A 17,135-nucleotide genomic window follows, 5' to 3' on the forward strand; every position below is an offset into this window, starting at 1 on the left:
ACTTTGCAACAATGGCAGTCCCTTTTAAGAAGTAACAACGCTGAGAGTAAGTGCCTGTGAAACTCCCAACAGGTTGGTTTAAAGCGATTTATACTGCGTTATTGATTTTAACAATAGAACCACTATTCCTTGCAAGCAATGCCTTGCCTAAATCGCTTTTAATTCCAACTGAAACTCGCATCTTGAGGTGGTTTGGGTATAAAGAGACGGCCAAGCCACCCAAAATATGAGTTTTGTAGGGAACAGTTTCATAGCCAAATTGGCAGGGAAGGTATGGTTTTTAAGTTGTATTAAAAACGATAAAAATTTTCGTAATGACACTTGGCTGGTTAAGTTTCAAAAAACAGCGCTTGGATTTTGAAACTTAACTAAGGCGTTATGGCTAGGTAAAAATTATTCTACACCAATAAACCCGCCGGTTTGGTGTGTCCACAACGCGGCATAAATACCATTTTGTGCCAGCAGTTCTTCATGGCTACCTAGCTCTACAATGCCGCCCTCATCAAGTACGATGAGCCGATCCATTTGTGCAATAGTGGATAGTCGATGCGCGATGGCAATGACGGTTTTACCGGTCATTAAATCATCAAGACTAGCTTGAATAGCCGCTTCAACTTCAGAATCGAGCGCGCTGGTGGCTTCATCTAAAATTAATATCGGGGCGTTTTTCAGCAGCACCCGAGCAATGGCGATACGTTGGCGTTGACCTCCAGAGAGTTTTACGCCGCGCTCACCCACTTGGGCTGCAAAACCTTTGTTGCCTTTGCTATCTTCAAGGTCATCAATAAACTCTAGCGCTTTGGCTTGTTTAGCCGCTTTCATCATTTCTTCATCGCTGGCATCTGGGCGGCCATAAAGGATATTTTCTTTGACTGTCCGATGCAGTAAAGAAGTATCTTGGGTAACCATCGCAATGTACTTACGCAGGCTTTCTTGACTCACTTTTGAGATATCTTGGCCGTCGATGTTGATACTACCGCTATCAATATCGTAAAAACGTAGCAACAAATTAACGAGTGTTGACTTACCAGCGCCAGAGCGACCAACAAGACCTATTTTCTCTCCGGCTTTGATGTTGAGATTTAAGCCATTGATAACAGCGCCGCGATTCGTTTCGTTTGCGGCCTTACCATAGTTAAAATGCACATTATTAAAGTCAATTGCACCTGTGGTTACACTTAATGTGCTGGCATCAGGCAGATCATCGACTTCAATTGGGTTTGATAACGTTTTCATACCATCAGCGACAGTGCCGATGTTTTCAAACAAGCCACTAATTTCCCACATGATCCACTGCGCCATGCCATTTAAACGCAGTGCTAAGCTTACCGCAATTGCAATTGCGCCGGCACTAATGGCACTCAGAGTCCATAAATACAAAGATAATGCCGCAACACTAAATACTAAGAAGTAGTTAAGCGTTTGAATGGCAAAATTTAAACTGGTAACTAAGCGCATTTGCTTATACACAGGTTGTAAAAATACATCCATGCTGTCTTTTGCGTACTGCTCTTCACGTTGGGTATATGAGAACAATTTAATAGTCGAAATATTCGTATAACTGTCAACTATTCGGCCGGTCATCTCAGAGCGAGCGTCTGCTTGCGAGCTAGCCACTTTTTTGAGCTTAGGTACATAGTACATTTGGATCAAAATATACAGAGCTAACCATACAAGCAAAGGAAGCATTAAGCGCCAATCGGCTTCGGCTACTAAAAACACCATAGCGCCAAAATAAACCACTATGTACATTAATACATCAAGTAGTTTCATCACGGTTTCACGCACCGCGAGGGATGTTTGCATTACTTTGGTGGCGATGCGCCCTGCAAATTCATTTTGGTAAAAGCTCACACTTTGGCGAAGCAAGTAGCGATGTGCTAACCAACGAATTGACATCGGGTAATTACCTAACAAGGCTTGGTGCAATATCGCAGAATGAAAAAACACCACGATAGGTAGGACAACAAGTAGCACTATCGCCATTTTTATGAGTTCAGATTTTTGCTCAACAAATAATGTTTCAGGGGTGTAGATACTTAGCCAATCAACAAGCTGGCCCATATAGCTAAACAGTGATACTTCTAAAATCGCGAGCAATGCAGCGCTTAGCGACATAAAAAATAGCGAGACTTCCATACCTTTAGTGTAGTGACGACAAAATGCAAATAGCGTCGCAGGAGGCTGGGTTGGCTTTTGTTCGGGAAACGGCTTGATCATCCGCTCAAATAATCGATACATTTTAATATCTTGAATAGCAAAAATGGCGTTAACTATATCACTGAAAAGCGACAAAAACAGGTTTGCATAATGATCTTTTTGCTTGTTTGTCGGTTATTACAAAACAACAGTGACTACCATTTTATTTTGCCAATCAGCATATCTTTAAACATCACCCAGTCTGCCCATAAGCTATAAAACGGGTATTTGAACGTAGCAGGGCGGTTTTTCTCAAAGAAGAAATGACCAACCCAGGCAAAACCATAACCAATAATGGGTAGCAACCACAACAGCATAAATTGTTGGCTATACAGCACATACAAAACGATAATAAGCACCAAAGAGCTACCAAAAAAATGTAACCGTTTGCAGGTAATATTTTTATGTTCTTGTAAGTAGTATGGGTAAAACTTTTTAAAGCTAGTAAATTCTGGTGTACTTTTCATATCACATATCTTGTTAATGCTAGCTATTACTTGAAAAAAGGCGTTGGTGTGTTTTAAACGCATACTCGTCAGTCATGCCACTTAAATAATCACAAATTACTCTGTGTGTATTACCATTTTGTTGTTGTGCTAGGCGAAACACATTTGCTGTGGTTTCAGGTAAAAGTCGTAATGGTTCGCAGGCAAATGCTTCAAATAATTCAATAATTAACTTTTGTCCTTTAAACTCAATTTGCTGCATATGCGAAGCACGAATGAGTCGTTGATAAATAAATGACTTTAAAGTCTCAAGTAAATGCTGATAACAGTGGGGTAGTTCAACGGTGTAATTTAAAATTGGATTTTCAAACTCAAGTTCTGTGTGCACAATGGATGATTGAGTAATAAATAAGTTTACTAATTCCCCAATCACATCTTTACGTTGTGCTTCGCTACCTAAAAATAGCCGCTCGGTTAAGTTACTGTCGCCAAGCCACTCACATTGCACAAGCTCAAGTGCGGGTAAGGCATGATTTTGCCACTCTTTTAGGGTGATTTGCTCTGTTGCAATTGCGTCTTCAAGGTCATGTACGGCATAAGCAATATCGTCGGCAAGTTCCATAATTGCTGCATCAAGGGATTTAAAACTGGTTTTAGATCTAAACTGATCGACGGCCTTAAAATCGCCTAAGCGTTGTTTATCAGCGTCAGATAAAGGCGCTACAATCCAGTCAAAGGTCGCTTTATCATCCTTGTATAAACCTTTTGCTGGACGCCAGTCGTCAGCTTTTATAAATGCACGTTGCGGATCATGATGTGGGATGGTGTGCCATAAGTCATCAATAAAAGCCGGGTATTTTATAAAGCCAAGCAAAGTACGGCGCGTTAAGTTCATACCATGACCATCACTGTATGGTTCGAGTCTTGAAACAATGCGCAGTGTTTGTGCATTGCCTTCAAAACCACCATGTTCACGCATCATGTAGTTAAGGGCAATTTCACCGCCATGGCCATAAGGAGGATGGCCTATATCATGCGCCAAACAAAGCGTCTCAAGCAAACTAGGGTCGGGAAAATGTGTGAAGTCAGGGTGTTGTTTCTCTAAATGACGAAGTAAACCACTGCCAATTTGCGATACCTCTAAAGAATGAGTTAATCGTGTACGATGAAAATCATTTAGGCCAATTCCCATTATCTGAGTTTTAGCTTGCAAACGTCTAAATGCAGCTGCATGGATTATCCGGGAGCGGTCTACTTGCCACGCTGAGCGATTGTCATTAGGGCGAAACTTGTTTTGATTTATTATGCGGCTTTGCCAGTCTAATTCCATTAATGAGTATCCGGTAACTTTTTTAGCGTTTCTATGCGCTTAATTGTAGCTGATTTTTTTAGATTATAAATCCTTCCAATGGGTATATTCGCCTTTATTGAAGGGCTTAGGTATAATGAATGGTCAGATGCGTGTGGATATACCATGCATAAATGTTAGTTTCTTTGAGAGAATACATGCTTAAGTATCTTTTTCGTTTAATCGTTAGCCTATTTTTTATTTGGGCATTGAGTTACCCATTTATAGAAAAATCGGATCCAGTTATTGAGGACGAAACAACCTCAATCAAGCCACCAGTCAAAAAGAAAGAAAAGCCATTACATAATGTTAAACTTCCTGACTTTGATGGTTTTAGTGATGTTAAAGAAAAAAAACATGCTTTTTTTAACTTTATTCGGCCGCATGTTGAGGCTGAAAATAAAAAAATTCTGCAGCAGCGGGCAACGTTGGAGATTGCATTGATGATGATGCAATACGATGAACCATTAAGTCGCACGCAAACCAAGCAAGTTAAAACGATTTTAAATAGCTATAAATTACCAGAAACGATTGATAGTTTGTCTTTGCGTAAGGCATTAAACCGAGTTGATATTATTCCTAAAGAGTTAGCGCTGATGCAAGCGGCCAACGAATCAGCATGGGGAACGTCTCGATTTGCTCGAATAGGTTTAAACTTTTTTGGTCAGTGGTGTTATAGCAAGGGCTGCGGTATGGTGCCTAATCGTCGTAATACCGGTGCAGATCATGAGGTGGCGGCATTTAAATCTGTGCGCGCAGCCGTGACTTCTTATTTTAAGAATATTAATACTCATGCTGCCTATAAACATTTACGTAGTATCCGCGCCGATTTACGTTTACAAGAAAAGCCAATTTCAGCGACTAAACTAAGCTACGGATTAACCTCATACTCTGAGCGTGGTGAGGCGTATATCGAAGAATTAAATCAAATGATCAACCAAAATAGAGCCTACTTTGATGAATAACCCAGTACGTAGTATCAGTCATATTATGGCAGCTGCCGCTGTACTAATAGCAACATTTACTGTGCAAGCAAAAGAGTTTGTGGTCTCCTATGATGGCTTTTATGATCGTTTAAAAGTCGTCAATAAAGGTGATTTTCAATTTGCTCAGGTCAATTTTTATATCACCGACATTGCTAGTAATGATGAATGTTTAATTAAAACCGGGCGCATTATTACTGAGCGAGAGGAGTTTCCACTTAATTACACTGAGCATGCTCAGCTTTTACTTCCTTTTGATAAACAACTTGATACAAATAAAGCTGTGGTGGTTATCGAGCCTCAGAACGAAAATCACGATTGCCAGTTAAAACTGCAAATTGAAGCGCGTGAGTTTAATAATAGTAATTTGAATAAACACCAGTTGTATCAGCTTAATAATGAATTTGATGAATTATTATCGGATCTGTCGGGTTTTTTTGTTAGCAAACTGATGAGCTTTTTATTGCCTGAACAACAAGGTGTAGTGCTGACTTTTGCAGATCCAGTCACTATTGCCGATCCTGCTTTTGATTGCCAAGGGGCAATTTGTCATGTCAGAGTTACTGAGCAGTGGGAAGACGATAAAACAGCATTTGCTGTGTCGGTGCCATTACTAAAAGTAACGCCATGGATAGCTAAGTAGTAAAAAACAGTTCAGCAAGCGTTGTTAACAACAGCGCTTGATTTATGTTATTACTAATCAAGAGTAATCAAGAGTAATTAAAAAATATCCTTCCATATTTACTAATCAATGCCTATGAATAACCATGTTTTTAGGCAATTGAGTTACATGCAGCCCAAAGCACGTTAAAATACAGTCATTATAGATTTAAAATAATTCCTTAGATATGAATAAAACCCATGTGATTGAATGCCTGCGTTTTGCTTTAGAAGGGCAACTTACTACCGCGCAGGCTGCTGCAAAGACAGCCCATGACACCGCCACTCATGAAGAAAATATTGCTGAAAATAAATACGATACATTAGGCCTAGAAGCTGCCTATTTGGCACAAGGGCAAGCACAGCGTGTGAATGACTGCCATTTGAGTATTATCGAGTTTGAAAAGGCATTTAAAATCGCTGTATCAAGTAAAGTTACCATTGGTTCGCTGGTCTGTATCTGCGATGAAGACGAAAATCTAAAATGGTATTTTTTAGGACCACTTTCTGGTGGTTTAAGCATTAAAATAAAAGACACCATAGTGTATGTTCTCACACCACTGTCACCATTAGGTCAATTACTGATGGATAAGCAACAAGGTGATGAGTTTAGTTTTACAATAGCAAATAAATCCACGTTATTAGAAATTGTTTCAATAAGTTAGTGGTGCTGAAAGGAGCTTTAACCAGCTTTATTAGACCTTACTGTGGTTGATTAAATTTACTTATCTTAACGCTAAAAATTACTCGTTGGTAAGGTAGCGAAAAACCCTTTATAAATCACCTGTAGATTAAGCAGTAGCTGAATCTAAAGCACCCATCCTGTTAAGTACACCAGTAGCACAACAATGACTTAGCAGTATGGGTGTTTCTATTTACATTCACTCTTATATTTGTATTTTGACTTATTTTAGGAAAAGTCGTGTTTAAAACCTTGATTGTGGTTGATAACAACGAGCAGGCACTTGCTCATTCATTCGAAAACGTAATTACCTTCAACACTTACTTACGAGATTACCCAAAGCATAATGAGCCAAAAACGCGCATTATTAATCTATGCGACTCAAGCCAATACTTGAGTAAAGGCTATTATTGCTCATTACTTGCTGAGGCACGTAAACATCAGGTATTACCAAGTGTAAAAACGATTAATGCGCTACGTTGTGGCCAAACTTTAATGCTTAATGTTGGTCATCTTGATGATGCCTTATATTTTGGGCACGCAGTAAATGAATTACAAAACAAAGCGGCAAAAATGGTATTTAAACAATACCCAGCGCCTATTTTATTTGTAGATGAAGCTGGGTTGTTACAGCAAGGTTCATTGGCGTCGCTTAATGCTCAGCAGCATCAAGACTTTGTTGCTAAATTAACTGAGTTTACGCAAACACAGTGGCGTATAAGTAGTACGCAAAAACGTTACCGCTGGGATATGGCTATTTTAGTTGATCACAATGAAAAAGTACCACCAAGCGATAAAGATGCAATAGCCCGTTTTATCAAAGCGGCAGCTAAACATGGTATCTATGCTCAAGCGCTAAGCTTTGACGAAATAGATAATATCGCTCAGTTTGATGCGCTATTTATTCGTCAAACAACTGCAATTGACCACCCAACTTATCGTCTGGCAAGTAAGGCGCAGAGCCTAGGATTAGTGGTGATTGATGATGCTGAGTCTATTTTACGCTGTTGTAATAAAGTGTATTTGCATGATGCGTTTAATTATCAAAAAGTACCGAGCTTAAAAACCGTAGTAGTAGCTGATCAAAGTGATGAAACCATCAGTCAGCTTGAAGAGGCATTTACTTATCCACTAGTGCTTAAAATGCCGGAAGGGTCGTTTTCAAAAGGTGTCTACAAAGTAACTGATCGCAATGAGCTGGCAGCAAAATTGGCTGAGCTATTTGAATTTAGCGCTTTAGTTCTAGCCCAAGAATATATGTACACAGAATACGATTGGCGAGTAGGGGTACTAAATGGTCGTGCTATCTATGCATGCCGTTATTTAATGGCTCGCAATCATTGGCAAATTTATAATCATGATGCAAAACGGTTTTTCTCTGGTGGTTTTGAAACACTGCCTACTTTTGAGTTGCCAAAAGCAGTTTTAGATGCGGCATTAAAAGCATGTAAAACTGTAGGCAAAGGGCTCTATGGTGTGGATGTTAAAGAACACCAAGGCCGTGCATATGTGCTTGAAGTAAACGATAACCCAAGTATTGACCATAAAGTAGAAGATGGTTACTTAGGTGATGAACTCTATATGATCATTATGGAAGAATTTAAACAACGCCTCGAAGCACGAGGCCGGAGTTAATGACCGAGCATAGTGTGGCAGTTCGCGCTGCCACAGATAGCGATTTAAAAGCGTTACTTGAGATAGAGCAGCAAAGTTTTAATCAAGATAGATTAAGTGCGCGTAGCTTGAAGCGCTGGATTGCAGCCAAACATGGTATTTTAATGGTTGCAGAGTTAGATCAACAGATACTCGGCTATGGCTTAGTGTGGTGTCATAAAGGCACTCGTTTAGCACGTTTATATTCGCTAGCAGTTGCACCAAATGCACAAGGCAAAGGCATTGCTCAGCAGCTTTTGAAAGCACTAGAAAGAGCAACGGCTGAACGCGGGCGGTTATTTATGCGTCTTGAAGTGGCGGTAAATAATAAAGCTGCAATCGCACTTTATGAAAAGCTTGGCTATCGGGTATTTGGGCAATACAGTGACTATTATGATGATCATAGTGATGCCTTGCGGATGCAAAAAAACATTCGTAAAACTAATGAGCTTGAGTTTTCGCGTGTAACGCCTTGGTATCAACAAACAACCGAATTTACTTGCGGGCCAGCGGCATTATTAATGGCAATGTCATCAATAAAAAAAGCGATTATTTCACAAGTGAATGAGCTTGATATTTGGCGTGAAGCAACCACTATTTTTATGACCTCTGGTCATGGTGGTTGTCATCCATTAGGACTTGCTTTAGCTGCCAATAAACGCGGTTTTACAGCCGATGTGATTATTAATACACGTGATACATTGTTTGTTGATGGCGTAAGAAGTGACAAGAAGAAAGCGATTTTACATACGGTTCATAATCAATTTGTGGTTGAGGCAATTAATCACAAACTAGATGTGAAGTATCAAGACTTAACCCTTGAGCACATAGAGCGCTGGTTAGCAGCCAAAATGGCCGTGGTGCTATTGATCAGTACGTATCGCTTTGATGGTAAAAAGTCACCGCATTGGGTGTGTGTAACGCATTTAGATGAGCATTGTCTATATGTTCATGACCCTTTTTGTGAAAGCGATAAACAGCTGGCGATTGATTGTCAACACGTACCCATCGCTAAGAGTGATTTTTTAAAAATGGCCAGTTTCGGTAGTTCTCGTTTGAGTACGGCACTGGCTATACACATGCAGTAATTTTAGGATTTTGAGTGACTTTTTTTGAATTAGTAGATATCGCCCCCTATTCGTGGTCGGCAATAGGCAGTGCTGCATTTTGTGGCGCTTTGATTGGTATGGAACGCCAGTTACGGGGCAAACCAGTAGGAATAAGAACCTCAGTACTGATTATATTAGGTACTTATTTGTTTTTAGCCACGGCGTTTATGCTCCATGGTGATGTGATTGACCACTCGCGCGTGGTTGGTCAAATTATTACTGGCATCGGCTTTTTAGGTGCTGGAGTTATGCTCGCTAAAGATGGTGCTGTGGTTGGGGTAACATCGGCGGCAACTATCTGGGTTTTGGCATCTATTGGTGTAGTGATTGCAACCGATAATTTATTGGCAGCTATTAAACTATCCATTTTAGTGGTGGGTATTTTATATGGTGTAGATGTCCTTGAAGCTAAGTTTAAAAGCTTAAGTAAAGGTGTACACGCTAAAGTTAAAAGTTATCACAAACGATACTATCGAAAAGAAATTAACGAGTCAGAACGTCACTAAGAGTGGCGTTTTTATGTTGATAAAGTAATGCTTTGATAGCTCAATGCATCTTCAATAGGAGCAGGGCGGCCAATAAAGTAACCTTGCACATTATCAACATTTAATTTTCTTAATGCGTTAAGCTCTGCTTGCGTTTCAATGCCTTCGGCAACAATCGTACAGTCTATTGCTTTAGCAAAGCCACACAGTGCCTTGGCCAGTAAAAACTTACGATTGTCTTTATTTATATTTTGAGTAAGGCTGATATCTAATTTAATAATGTCGGCTTCTAGTTCTAAAATATGTTGAAACGACGAAAAGCCAGCACCTACATCATCAATAGCCAAACGTAGCCCTTTTTTTCGCAGTGGCGCTAATGCAGCTCGCATTACTGTATAGTCTGATATTGGTGAATGTTCAGTTATTTCTAATACCAACCTTGAACAATCGGCTCCTTGCAGAGTATATTCAAGTGCACCCGAAAGTATATGGGATGGTGAACAATTAATGGCGATATAAGTGGTGTCATTAAATTGTGCAATATAGGCGAGGCTGTTTTTTATTGCCAGCATTTCCAGAGATTCCCCTAGGCCCACATCTGTTGCCTCTTTAAACCAGAGATCAGGTGTTTTATAAGGTTTGGTAAAAAAGCGTGACAGTGATTCAAAGCCCGCAATTTTATTACTAAATAGATTAAAAATAGGCTGAAAATAAATACTTATATTGTTGCTTGCAATAACCTCTTCAATTGCTAATTTGGTTTGGCCATGCAATGCAGTGTTATGCAGGTTTTTTTCAATTAATCCAGTTGCAATTTCAGAGATTATGTTTAAAAAAGACAAGTCCCGCTCGTTTAAGCTTTCATCATGATGCGATTTGTAACAACAAAATGTACCATATAATTTACCATTTGAAAGATTGATAGGCACACCAATATAAGCGCCTATGTTTAACTTGTCGGTTACTGGCATTATTTGAGTAATTGGATTTGTTTTTGAATTGGTAATAATAGGGCTAAGCTGTTTCTCACTGATTTTATGGCAATATGTTTCATTAATAGGATCGGAATTGCCCACTTTAACCGTTTTATTCGCTGATGGATTATCGACAACTTTGAAAACGCGCTCATCGTTAATAAACTCTGAAATAAAAGCAACATCCATATTTAAATGTTTGCGCACCAATCCCAGCAAATTTGTCAATTTAGCATCGATTGTTGAATTATCTTTTTGATCCAAAAGCACATCGCTAAAATTTGCCGTCATGGCGCCTCCATGTAATTTTTAGCACTTTTAATGCTATTACTATAATTTATATAGATATAAACGTCTAATTAGCGTTTGATTTTATTTGCTGCTTAGTTCGGTTTTCTCTATCTATGATCGAGGGACTAGCTCGTTTAAAGATTTACAGTCCAGCGCGATTAAATCGGTCGTTAATGGCCTAGAAAGTCCGGCACTTAGATAGTCCTTGTCGTACGCTTATCGTAATAATAAGAGTAAGCCTTATGCTTTTGTTATTTTAGCGTTTGAGTAGGTATAATATTTGGGGATGGTAAGATTTGTAAAAAATATGAATCTGACTACGCTAATAACCAGTGATTATTTATTTAGGTGTTGTTTAATGGAATCGAGTTGGCAAATAATACAGTGGAATGGGCCGAAAAGAATTGCATTACTGCTGTTTGCTTTCTTTTTTACAATACCGGTAGTGGCCAAACCAAGCTATCGTGTTGTGATATTAGTCGATGATAGTTATCCCCCATATTCTTACCTTAAAGACGGTGAGTTAGTGGGCTTATATGTTGATGTAGTTCGTCAAGCTGCCGATTTGATCAGTGAAAAATATATTATAGAGTTGCAACCAGTACCTTGGAAGCGCGGTGTTGACGCACTTAGACGAGGAGAGGACTTTGCCTTACTACCTCCTTATAAAAATGTGCAAGGGCGCAGTTTTATTTGGCCTTACTCAGAGCCGCTGCATGAAGAAGTAATACAAGCTTTTTGTAATCCAAACTCAAGCTTACTCAAGATTGAAAACACAGAATATCCATTAAAGCCGATTAATGTTGGTATCAATGCAGGGTATCTCTTATTCGATCAAGCATTGAACACTGCCCTCGAGCAAAACAAAATAAAAATATGGGAAAACAAAGATACATTATCAAATATTTTGAAGCTGGCTAAAAATAGAATCGACTGTTATATCAATGACAAGTGGGCCATCTTATCAGGTATTAAAGCACTTAAGCAAAGCCATCCATTTGTTGATTTGAGTCAACTTCAGCAAGACAGAATTATTTTCAAGCGAACTGCTCACATTGGTTATTTGAAAGCGCCATCAGAAAAATTTCCATTTAAGGATGACTTTATTAAAGAAATGGACGCAGCATTGAAGTTAGTATTTGAAAGGCGTACTCAAATCGACAGCGATGGTAAATGATGCGCGTTAAACGTCGATACTCATGTTTAACCCGCACTGTATATTTTGCTATCTAAAAGGTTTAACTGTTTAAAAATAACACCCCGCAACTTATTAACCAAATAACTTTCTTCTAACCACTTTTCGATACTCGCTAGGCGTTTGCGAGAGCACTTTCTTAAACACGCGGGTTAAATGACCTTGATCATTGTAACCCACCTCTAAAGCAACCTCCTGAATTGATAAGTTAGATGATGCAAGTAGCTCTTTGGCTGTTTGTACGCGTAATTGCTGCCAATATTCAATGGGGCTTTGGTTGGTCGCAATGCGAAAACGGCGGGTAAAAGAGCGGTAACTCAAACTAAATAGTTGAGCGACCTCTGTTAAACTTTGTTCTGTGGTTAAGTTGTTTTTTAACCAAAATTGAATTTGCGCGATGAGTTCATCTGGATGCCGATCAACGGCGCCTTCAAGGTAGCGCTGATCTTCGTAAGGTTTCCTAATTTCGTGAGAAAAGTTGCGCTCAACATGCTGAGCGGCGGCCTGTCCGTAGTATTGGCTAATAATATGCACGATCACATCTGCTAAGGCATTTAGACTTGCCACACTGTATAAGCGCTCAGATTGAGTGATAAAAAAATCAGGCTTGAGCAGTACTTGTGGGTAGTCGCGTTTAAATTGTTCTGCATAATGCCAATGAGTGGTAGCGGGGTGACCATTTAATAACTTAGCTTCAGCGACTAAGCAATTGCCAGTACCCACGCCAATGATTGAGCTACCCGTTTGCCAGCTGCTGGCAAGCCACTGAACTAACCCAGAGTTTGCTCTGACAACAGGGCGAGGATTGCGCCAAATACCGGGCACAATAATCAAGTCACTGTAAGGTGCTGTGCCGTAAGTGTGATCCGGTAATATTGCTAAGCCGCTGCGATTTTTGATAGGTTCGCTGTCCTCAGCGATTAAATTAATCGTTAATGGCCGAAAAATTTTGCTGTTTAGATGCCCCTTGGCGTACGCCTCACCGGCTCTGAGCATTTCAATTGGCAAGGTGACACTGGTGATCAATAAGTGCTGGTATACCAAAATACTTATTTGCAAAGGGCTAAGTACCAAGTTGTTGTCCATTTAATTGCTCCGACCAGTTTGATTTGGCCTCATAGGCTCATTATTTGGCTATTTAAGCACAATGTTGATAATTAAATCCATCTAAACTGCAAGCTTCTCCTATAACACGTTTTCTCAAGGTAAATTATGACAGCATTACCCGTTATTATCGGCATGGGTGGAATTAACGCCGCAGGCCGTACTTCTTTTCATCAAGGTTATCGTCGTATCGTGTTAAATAACTTAGATACTCAAGCCCGGCAAGAAACATTTTTAGGCCTCGCCACGTTAATGAATTTAGTGAGTCTTGTGAATGGGCAACTGCAAGATTTAAAAGGCAATACTGTTGAGCAAAGCGACATAGAAGCACGCTTTGGTGAGCAAATTATTGCCGGTACGTTAATTCGCAAAATTGAAAAAGAGCATTTTGATGTCGATGCAACACCATGGCAGCAAAAAATGACGTTAACCGCGTCAGATGAAAGCGCCATTGTGTTTGAAACACGTCGTCGAGATTTACCTTCGCCGGTCCCTACAAGTTGGCAAGTAGAAGAGCTTGAAAATAAAAAAGTAAAAGTAACCATTGCGGCTCAGTTTGATATTAAACATGATTCTACTCGCGATAATCCGATTAAATCGGCTGGGCAACTACCAACAGGGTTTGATCCATCTATTATGTACAACAGTCGCTACCAGCCACGTGGTTTACAAGCCACTATTTTTGCTGCTACTGACGCGATTAAATCAACCGGACTTGATTGGCAACACATTATGAATAGTGTTGAGCCTGATAAAATTGGCACTTATTCAGCGTCGGTTATTGGTCAAATGGATGACAAGGGCTTAGGTGGTTTAGTAAAAGCGCGCCAGCAAGGTGATCGCGTCAGCACCAAGCAGTTAGCGCTTGGCTTAAATACAATGTCGACCGATTTTATTAATGCCTATGTGACGGGCAATGTAGGCACTACGTTTTCAACTTCAGGCGCGTGTGCAACATTTTTATATAACTTGCGCGCTGCAGTAAACGATATACAAGCAGGGCGTACACGTGTTGCTATTGTGGCAAGTGTTGAATGCGCAATTACCCCTGAAGTTGTTGAAGGCTTTGGTAATATGAGTGCGCTGGCGAATATTGAAGGTTTACGACGCTTGGATAACTTAAGCAATGATGATGAGCCTGATTATCGTAAAAGTAGCCGCCCATTTGGCGAAAATTGTGGCTTTACTTTAGGTGAAGGCGCACAAGTAGCGATTCTAATGGATGATGCGTTAGCACTGGAGTTGGGGGCAGACATTCTAGGCAGCGTGCCTGATGTATTTGTAAATGCTGATGGCGTTAAAAAATCAATTACATCACCGGGACCGGGTAATTATATAACCATGGCGAAGTCGGCGGCATTAGCCACGAGCTTATTAGGTAAAGAAGCATTACAACAACGTAGCTTTATTTTAGCGCATGGTTCAAGCACACCGCAAAACCGCGTAACAGAGTCATTAATTTATCATAAGGTGGCACAAACGTTTGCCATTGATAATTGGAAAGTAGCAGCACCAAAAGCGTATGTAGGGCACACAATTGCGCCAGCTAGTGGCGACCAATTAGCGATGGCGCTGGGTGTCTTTGCACATAATATTATGCCGGGTATTACCACCATAGATAAAGTGGCCAAGGATGTGCATAACCAGTATTTAGATATTCGTACTGAGCATTATCAATGCGAAGACATGGATATTGCTTTTATTAATTCAAAAGGCTTTGGCGGAAATAATGCCACCGCCACTGTTTTGTCACCCATGGTGACCATGAAAATGTTAGCAAAACGCCATGGTAGTGCGGTGATGGATGCATATGCATTGAGCAATCAAACCGTTACAGCTGCTCAGACTAATTATCAGCAACAAGCTGACTTAGGACAATATGAGCTAATCTATCGCTTTGGTGATGGCATGATTGATGAAGATGAAATTGTCATTTCTGATACCGACATGCATATTCCCGGTTTTGATAAAGCCATTGCATTTAGTAAAACGAATCCTTATCAAGATATGTTTTAAGCACATTATTCTTGAGTGGCAAGGCGCTTTTATAGCGCCTTTTTTAATGCGTGAAAATTAGCCCTATAAAATTTTTAAATTGTCATTGGCTGCATTTTTTTGTTGAATCACCGCAGTTTACGCGATCTGTCATTTATCCTTGTTATAATTTCAAGCTATTAAAGAGGCCAACGTTTGAGAGTCCTATGATCGCCAGTTTATTATTGTTAAGTGCCAGTGTTACATTAGATAGCCATTTACCGCCATTGTTGCCATGGCAAGGTCAAAGTTTGGCACTGATACAACAAAAAGGCCCATTAACCACTGATTTCGAACTAAGCGAAGGGCTAAAGTCACCAAATTATCAGCAAACTATGGCCTTTGTAGATCGTCTTGTTGCAGCAAACCCTACCCAATTCCAAGTGCAAACTATTGCACATAGTGCCAGTGGCCGTGCGATCAACATGATGGTAGCAAGCGAAGATGGTGCATTTACACCTTCGCAGTTAATGCAAAACGCCAAGCCGACTATTTTTATTCAAGCGGGAATTCATGCCGGCGAAATTGACGGTAAAGATGCGATGTTTATGTTGCTACGCGATATTGCAACCGGTAAACGTCGAGATATTTTAAGCCAAGTGAACATCTTATTTATTCCTATTTTAAATGTTGATGGCCATGAGCGTAGTAGTCAGTTTAATCGCATAAACCAGCGTGGGCCAGTTGAAATGGGCTTTAGAACCAATGCTAATAATTTAAATTTGAATCGTGATTTCACCAAACTAGATACGCCGGAAGTACGTGGTGTATTAAAGGTGATCAAGCAGTTTAACCCAGATTTATATATCGATGTGCATGTGACTGACGGTGCAGATTATCAATACGATGTAACTTACGGGTACAACCCCGTATTTGCCAGTGAATCGCCAAGTGTGTCAGATGCGCTCAATAATTATTTTAAACCTATCATCGACACAAAACTACAAGAGCAAGGCCATATACCTGGGCCGCTGGTATTTGTAATGGATAAGCGCGAGTTTAAAAAAGGCTTAGCGGGCTGGGTTGCCACGCCTCGTTATTCGAATGGTTGGGGGGATTTAAGATCGTTACCCACAATTCTTGTCGAAAATCATTCATTAAAACCGTATAAACAACGTGTACTTGGCACCTATGTATTTTTAGATGGGGCTATTTCAGCATTGGCGCAACATCATCAACAATTAACCGAAGCGGTTGAAAAAGAACGTACTTTTGTGCCAAGCCAGCTTATTGTTGAACGCGGTTATGCAAAAGAGCCAAACACTATCGCATTTGCAGGGATCAAGTATTCGCGCAGTAAAAGCGCCTTGAGTGGCCAGATGGAAGTAAAGTATTTAGGCGAAAAACAGCACTATGATGCGTTGCCCATTTACTGGCAGAAGGACGCAAAAACCGTGATCACCGTGCCAAGTACATTTTATATTCCACCTGCGTATCCACACATTGTCGAAAAACTCAAATTACATGGTATTACAGTAGAAAACGTGAGCAGTGATGAGCTGGTAACTAATCTAAAAGTCGCGGTAGTAACAAAGCATGAATTTGATAAAGCACCGTTTGAAGGACGCTTTCGAGTAAACGCAGATTTTGATTTTGTTGATGTACCAGAAAAGTCTTTGACCGGTTGGTATAAAGTTGAAACTGCTCAACCTTTCGGTGAGTTAGTTGCCCATCTTTTACACCCCAAAGCACCGGATTCATTTTTTGCGTGGGGTGAGTTTAATACGATTTTTCAACGTACTGAGTACATGGAAAACTATGCATTAGCGCCGTATGCTCGCCATATGCTCAAAGATAAACCGGCACTTGCACTTGAGTTTGATAAAAAAATTCGTGAGGATGCCGCTTTTGCTAAAGATGCACAAGCACGATTAAACTGGCTCTATGAGCATACGCCATTTTATGATCAAGCTTATTTAAAGTATCCTGTGCTGATGACATTTGACACTAAACCGCAAATAAAGAATTAACA

The 17,135-nt window shown here is 40.1% G+C and carries 14 protein-coding genes; 9 read left to right on the plus strand and 5 right to left on the minus strand.

Translation table 11 applies throughout. The features are described from left to right. Positions 1–393: 393 nt before the first annotated feature. From H5186_RS01160 to H5186_RS01170, 3 genes are all read right to left on the minus strand, one after another. On the minus strand, positions 394–2,241 hold the full coding sequence (locus H5186_RS01160; RefSeq protein ID WP_145233131.1) for an ABC transporter ATP-binding protein: 1,848 nt from the start codon (positions 2,239–2,241) through the stop codon (positions 394–396). Positions 2,242–2,354: 113 nt separating this feature from the next. Next, a complete protein-coding gene (locus tag H5186_RS01165) occupies positions 2,355–2,666 on the minus strand; it encodes a DUF962 domain-containing protein (protein ID WP_149982533.1) in 312 nt (103 codons plus the stop codon). A 19-nt stretch (positions 2,667–2,685) separates the two neighbouring features. Then, positions 2,686–3,975: an anti-phage deoxyguanosine triphosphatase gene (locus H5186_RS01170; RefSeq protein ID WP_182794019.1), complete on the minus strand. Its 1,290-nt coding sequence runs from the start codon at positions 3,973–3,975 to the stop codon at positions 2,686–2,688. A gap of 176 nt (positions 3,976–4,151) precedes the next feature. Between H5186_RS01170 and H5186_RS01175 the strand changes: the two genes are divergently transcribed. The 6 genes from H5186_RS01175 (at position 4,152) to H5186_RS01200 (ending at position 9,586) form a co-directional block, all read left to right on the plus strand. Beyond that, complete coding sequence (locus H5186_RS01175) at positions 4,152–4,958, plus strand: glucosaminidase domain-containing protein (protein WP_182760899.1); 807 nt, start codon at positions 4,152–4,154, stop codon at positions 4,956–4,958. Next, the gene (locus H5186_RS01180; protein ID WP_182717414.1) at positions 4,951–5,619 is read left to right on the plus strand and encodes a DUF2987 domain-containing protein; all 669 of its coding nucleotides are present in this window, start codon (positions 4,951–4,953) and stop codon (positions 5,617–5,619) included. The genes H5186_RS01175 and H5186_RS01180 overlap by 8 nt, the downstream gene beginning before the upstream one ends. A 205-nt stretch (positions 5,620–5,824) precedes the next feature. Further along, on the plus strand, positions 5,825–6,301 hold the full coding sequence (locus H5186_RS01185; protein WP_182794020.1) for a GreA/GreB family elongation factor: 477 nt from the start codon (positions 5,825–5,827) through the stop codon (positions 6,299–6,301). Positions 6,302–6,558: 257 nt separating this feature from the next. Next, positions 6,559–7,953, plus strand: coding sequence for a RimK family protein (locus tag H5186_RS01190; protein ID WP_182767642.1), 1,395 nt, complete (start codon positions 6,559–6,561; stop codon positions 7,951–7,953). Continuing rightward, on the plus strand, positions 7,953–9,059 hold the full coding sequence (gene rimI / locus H5186_RS01195) for a ribosomal protein S18-alanine N-acetyltransferase (RefSeq protein ID WP_149982527.1): 1,107 nt from the start codon (positions 7,953–7,955) through the stop codon (positions 9,057–9,059). The genes H5186_RS01190 and rimI overlap by 1 nt, the downstream gene beginning before the upstream one ends. Before the next feature lie 14 nt (positions 9,060–9,073). Further along, the gene (locus H5186_RS01200) at positions 9,074–9,586 is read left to right on the plus strand and encodes an MgtC/SapB family protein (RefSeq protein ID WP_145233140.1); all 513 of its coding nucleotides are present in this window, start codon (positions 9,074–9,076) and stop codon (positions 9,584–9,586) included. 11 nt (positions 9,587–9,597) lie between these two features. Here H5186_RS01200 and H5186_RS01205 read toward each other — a convergent pair whose 3' ends face one another. Next, complete coding sequence (locus tag H5186_RS01205) at positions 9,598–10,830, minus strand: EAL domain-containing protein (RefSeq protein WP_182794021.1); 1,233 nt, start codon at positions 10,828–10,830, stop codon at positions 9,598–9,600. Positions 10,831–11,188: 358 nt separating this feature from the next. On the opposite strand from H5186_RS01205, the gene H5186_RS01210 reads away from it, so the two are divergent. Next, a complete protein-coding gene (locus tag H5186_RS01210; RefSeq protein ID WP_182760903.1) occupies positions 11,189–12,007 on the plus strand; it encodes an ABC transporter substrate-binding protein in 819 nt (272 codons plus the stop codon). Positions 12,008–12,100: 93 nt separating this feature from the next. On the opposite strand, the gene H5186_RS01215 is transcribed toward H5186_RS01210, so the two are convergent. Further along, on the minus strand, positions 12,101–13,111 hold the full coding sequence (locus tag H5186_RS01215) for a GlxA family transcriptional regulator (protein WP_182717418.1): 1,011 nt from the start codon (positions 13,109–13,111) through the stop codon (positions 12,101–12,103). A 126-nt stretch (positions 13,112–13,237) separates the two neighbouring features. Here H5186_RS01215 and H5186_RS01220 point away from each other — a divergent pair, with 126 nt between their 5' ends. Next, positions 13,238–15,145 carry a beta-ketoacyl synthase gene (locus H5186_RS01220; RefSeq protein WP_182794022.1) on the plus strand — a complete coding sequence of 636 codons (1,908 nt, stop codon included), beginning with the start codon at positions 13,238–13,240 and terminating at the stop codon, positions 15,143–15,145. Between the two features lie 185 nt (positions 15,146–15,330). After that, positions 15,331–17,133 (plus strand): M14 family metallopeptidase, encoded by a 1,803-nt coding sequence (locus tag H5186_RS01225; protein ID WP_182794023.1) that lies wholly within the window; start codon positions 15,331–15,333, stop codon positions 17,131–17,133. Positions 17,134–17,135 lie beyond the last annotated feature (2 nt).

The organism is Pseudoalteromonas sp. SG41-2 (assembly GCF_014164535.1).
In the GTDB taxonomy this organism is placed as follows: domain Bacteria; phylum Pseudomonadota; class Gammaproteobacteria; order Enterobacterales; family Alteromonadaceae; genus Pseudoalteromonas; species Pseudoalteromonas rhizosphaerae.

What these genes read in the sequence shown, in the direction of transcription:
- H5186_RS01220 (WP_182794022.1), top strand. Translation starts at nt 13,238, where the DNA reads ATGACAGCATTACCCGTTATTATCGGCATGGGTGGAATTAACGCCGCA.
- H5186_RS01210 (WP_182760903.1), top strand. Translation starts at nt 11,189, where the DNA reads ATGGAATCGAGTTGGCAAATAATACAGTGGAATGGGCCGAAAAGAATT.
- rimI (WP_149982527.1), top strand. Translation starts at nt 7,953, where the DNA reads ATGACCGAGCATAGTGTGGCAGTTCGCGCTGCCACAGATAGCGATTTA.
- H5186_RS01160 (WP_145233131.1), bottom strand. Translation starts at nt 2,241, where the DNA reads ATGTATCGATTATTTGAGCGGATGATCAAGCCGTTTCCCGAACAAAAG.
- H5186_RS01225 (WP_182794023.1), top strand. Translation starts at nt 15,331, where the DNA reads ATGATCGCCAGTTTATTATTGTTAAGTGCCAGTGTTACATTAGATAGC.
- H5186_RS01175 (WP_182760899.1), top strand. Translation starts at nt 4,152, where the DNA reads ATGCTTAAGTATCTTTTTCGTTTAATCGTTAGCCTATTTTTTATTTGG.
- H5186_RS01170 (WP_182794019.1), bottom strand. Translation starts at nt 3,975, where the DNA reads ATGGAATTAGACTGGCAAAGCCGCATAATAAATCAAAACAAGTTTCGC.
- H5186_RS01165 (WP_149982533.1), bottom strand. Translation starts at nt 2,666, where the DNA reads ATGAAAAGTACACCAGAATTTACTAGCTTTAAAAAGTTTTACCCATAC.
- H5186_RS01205 (WP_182794021.1), bottom strand. Translation starts at nt 10,830, where the DNA reads ATGACGGCAAATTTTAGCGATGTGCTTTTGGATCAAAAAGATAATTCA.
- H5186_RS01180 (WP_182717414.1), top strand. Translation starts at nt 4,951, where the DNA reads ATGAATAACCCAGTACGTAGTATCAGTCATATTATGGCAGCTGCCGCT.
- H5186_RS01185 (WP_182794020.1), top strand. Translation starts at nt 5,825, where the DNA reads ATGAATAAAACCCATGTGATTGAATGCCTGCGTTTTGCTTTAGAAGGG.
- H5186_RS01215 (WP_182717418.1), bottom strand. Translation starts at nt 13,111, where the DNA reads ATGGACAACAACTTGGTACTTAGCCCTTTGCAAATAAGTATTTTGGTA.